The sequence below is a fragment of the Hydrocoleum sp. CS-953 genome (assembly GCF_002260545.1).
Classification (GTDB): Bacteria; Cyanobacteriota; Cyanobacteriia; order Cyanobacteriales; family Microcoleaceae; genus Trichodesmium.
The window spans coordinates 1-3707 of sequence record NZ_LGSU01000578.1 but is presented as its reverse complement, the minus strand read 5'-3'; the positions used below and the strand labels follow the sequence as shown (position 1 = coordinate 3707).

Here is a 3707-nt window from a genome sequence, read left to right as displayed (position 1 = left end):
TAAATAGGTCGCGGGTAATCAAAAAGTAGATAAAAAACTTGAAACTCTCGCCTGTTCCCTGTTCCTAGTTAAGTGTTCCCTAAAAATTAGTAAGATTTTTGCCACGAATAAAATAGGATTGCTATATTTGATATTACTAAAAACTTTGCTATGCTTGAATATTATATTTTTAAATATAGCAATCCACCCATAGGCTACGGGTAATTAAAAAGTAAATAAAAAAGTTGAAATTCCTACCTTTTGGCTGTTGCCTTGTGCCTAAAAAGCGGTAATATTTTTGCCATGAATAAAATAGGATTGCTATATTTTATTCTGGTTGTGTTTGGAGACCAAACTCCTACAGTTTTTTTAACAAATAATTTAAGACAAATAAATAAGATAACAACTAATAACTAAAATGACAGAATCTATTTCTTGGCAAGAACACTATCTAAATCTCATTGACCATATTATAGAAATTACTCTTCAAGGTAAAATTCGTTCCAAAGAACAGGTATATCAAATGCTTGTTAAAGAAATTAGTAGTGGTACAGGAGAAATATTTGAACGTTGTTTTGATGAACGTTTTCAAACTATTAAAAATCAGGTAGATACAGAAACTGATGAGTTAAAACAAGCAAAAGCTAATCGTCGTTTACGAGCATTAAAAACTATTCAAGGAGAATGGGAAAGGTGGGAAAAAGAACATCAAACTCAAGAGGCGATCGCCACATCTGTACAACAAATTATTAATGCAGAAACTAGGGAACGTCTGACAAGTTTACTTAATGCTATTGATCCTAACCAAAAACAACCTCTTACCCTTAACCAAATACAAAAACTTGGCCAAACTCTACAAGACCAACAACTCCAAACTACTGACCCAGACCTGAAAAAAGATTTGCAGCAATTTACCACTGGTATTAATAAAGGTCTAGAAGCTTGGCAAAGACTGCAACCTTATTTAGTAAGTTGGATATATGACCAAAGTCGAGGACAACTGGGATTTGGTGGTACTCCTGAACAGAGGGGACCTTGGGTATTATGGTCAAAACAAGTAAATAGTTCTTTTCCAGAGGGTTTATTTAATACTATTGCTTTGGAAAAATCTATTGTAGAATTTGCTGGGAAAGCTAGTATTGAAGCGAGCGATCTAGTTGAGTTGGCGGTAATTTTACAATGTTTACAAAGAGGATTAGTAGAATGGTTTGACAAGTTAATTTATGATGCTAAGGTAGGAGCAAAATTATCTATTTCTACTTTTTTGACTTTTGCTGCTATTTGGTGCCAGTTAGCTGATGGTTTTCAGGCTAGACCTAGTTTAAGTAATTCTTGTTTTCAGGTAACATTGCAAATTCTCCGTGCCTTTTCTCAACGAGAATATTTCCCTCTTTATGGTGGAATTTTTGCTTCTTTTTCTGGAGAATATTTACAAAATGCTTTGAGTTATTTAGATGAACCTTTGCAAAGAATTCAAGGTACTCAAGCTAAGGGAAGAATTTTAACTTTATTGGGTTATTCTCAGCAGACTTTAGGGCAATATTTAAAGGCGATGGAATTTCATAAACAAGCTTTAAAAATTGCCCAAGAGACGGAGGATAAATCCTGTGAAATTGCTAATTTGAATCATTTGAGTCGGACTTCTGTAGCGATAAAGGATTATGGTGAGGCGATTAATTATAGTCAGAGAGCGTTAATGTTTTCCCGACAAGTAGGGGATAAAAGAGGGGAAGCTAATGCTTTAGCTAATTTTGGTTTTAGTGAAGTTTTCCAAGCTAGACAAAAAGAGGTGATGGAAACTGAGGTTTATGAAAATGCGATTAATTATCTACAACAGGGTTTGAAATTGTCAGAAATTTTGGGGGATGGTCAGAGTAGGTCTCTTTGTTTTAGTAGTCTAGGAATTGCATTTATGGTATTAGAAAAACCTGAAGATGCTCTGTTATATTTAGCTGGGGGTTGGCAAGCTGCTCAATATTCTGGAGATTTATATTTGCAAGGTTTTAATTTGGCTTATCTTGCTCGGGCTTACTATAGTTTGCAAAATTTGGAGAAAGCTATTTTTGCTGGTTGTTTGGGTATGTATCTTTTGGAGCAAATTGGTGCTAATGAATGGCGACAAACTGCTGGTTTGATGGTTGTATTGAAGGGTCAGTTGGGAGAAGATTTTAATGAGATTTTAAATCGGAAACGGTCAGAAATTTTGCCTGTTATTGGAGTGGATGGTTATGATTATATTCCTGTACTTTTGGTGAAATATCAACAGTCTCTTTAGTTTCTTTCGGAGTAATATTTTTTCTCTTCATTATCGTCATTGAAAGATAGGCAGAGGGTTTTATTTATATAGTAATTTATAACTTTAATGATGTTTTATGGTTGAATAAAAAGTCATGTGTAGGGGCGAGATAAACCCACTATATTTATAGTATCACGATTTTTTTCTAGGTGCAACTTAATAACCCTCTCTCTTTTTTGGAGCTTCATAAAATGAGAATTTTGTGGTTTAAGGTTGAGGGGATTAGATAAGGGATGGGGATAGCATCCCTACTGCATTTTATGTTCCGCAGCAAAATCTTTTTCTTTCATCTGACCTGATTCTGCTTTGCCTATCAATTGAATTTTTGCGTTGAATAAAAAGTCATGCTTAGGAGCGAAGTAACCCCAATATATTTATAGTATCACGATTTTTTTCTAGGTGCAACTTAATAACCCTCTCTCTTTTTTTGGAGCTTCATAAAATGAGAATTTTGTGGTTTAAGGTTGAGGGGATTAGATAAGGGATGGGGATAGTATCCCTACTACATTTTATGTTCCACAGCAAAACTTTTTTCTTTCATCTGACCTGATTCCGCTTTGCCCATCAATTGAATTTTTGCGTTGAATAAACAGTCATGTGTAGGGGCGAAGTAACCCCAATATATTTATAGTATCACGATTTTTTTCTAGGTGCAACTTAAACAATCCTCTCTCTTTTTTTTGAAGCTTAATAAAATGAAAATTTTCTCGTTTCAAGCTGAGGATGTAATAACGTTTATCAATAATTTATCCTGCGCATGTGACAACTATTCATACTTTGGTATTTTTCTTGAACTCCCATAACACCTAAAACTTGCGTACTACCTAACACCTTTTTTTCAGGATGTATAGCTTGCCATGAGGATGAGTTAGATTTGGTATAGCAGTTCCATTACTGTTAGGACATTTCAATTGCCTAAAACTTAGACATAGCAGGATTTTTCCTTCAGCATAGCCCCCTCAGCCTTTTGCTATATATAGTCATTTCAAATAAGGATGAAATCCTTTCAAGACAAGAAACACTGGTCTCAATCTAAACTGAAACGACTATTAAGAGGTGCAATGGGGTGAGAATAAGTAGCATCCCTACTACTATTCTATATAAATCCATCTGACTAGACTTCAAGCAATTTTCCTTGTTTGAGATATTCTTGCCACGAAAATTCAAGTCAAATACTTAAATTTCACTAATACTAGAACTTTCTAGTGTCAAACTATTGAAAAGAAATTCACTAAAGTTGCCAATATTGACATTATTAATATTACTGCCAGAAGCTATATTAACAACTGGATCGACAGTAGTTTGACAGAAGCTAAATTTTTACACTTCTCGTATGAGGGATTTTTTTTAAAGGCTATGATGCTAATTATTTTAGCTCACATTTTGTAGGTAAAACAAACTAATACAATCAAAAAATTAAAAAGCTTATTTA

At 34.0% G+C, this 3707-nt stretch carries 1 protein-coding gene; it reads left to right on the top strand.

Going from position 1 to position 3707, the window contains the following annotated elements; all coding sequences use genetic code 11:
• Positions 1-397: 397 nt before the first annotated feature.
• A complete protein-coding gene (locus AFK68_RS06290; protein ID WP_094672036.1) occupies positions 398-2254 on the top strand; it encodes a tetratricopeptide repeat protein in 1857 nt (618 codons plus the stop codon).
• Positions 2255-3707: the final 1453 nt, after the last annotated feature.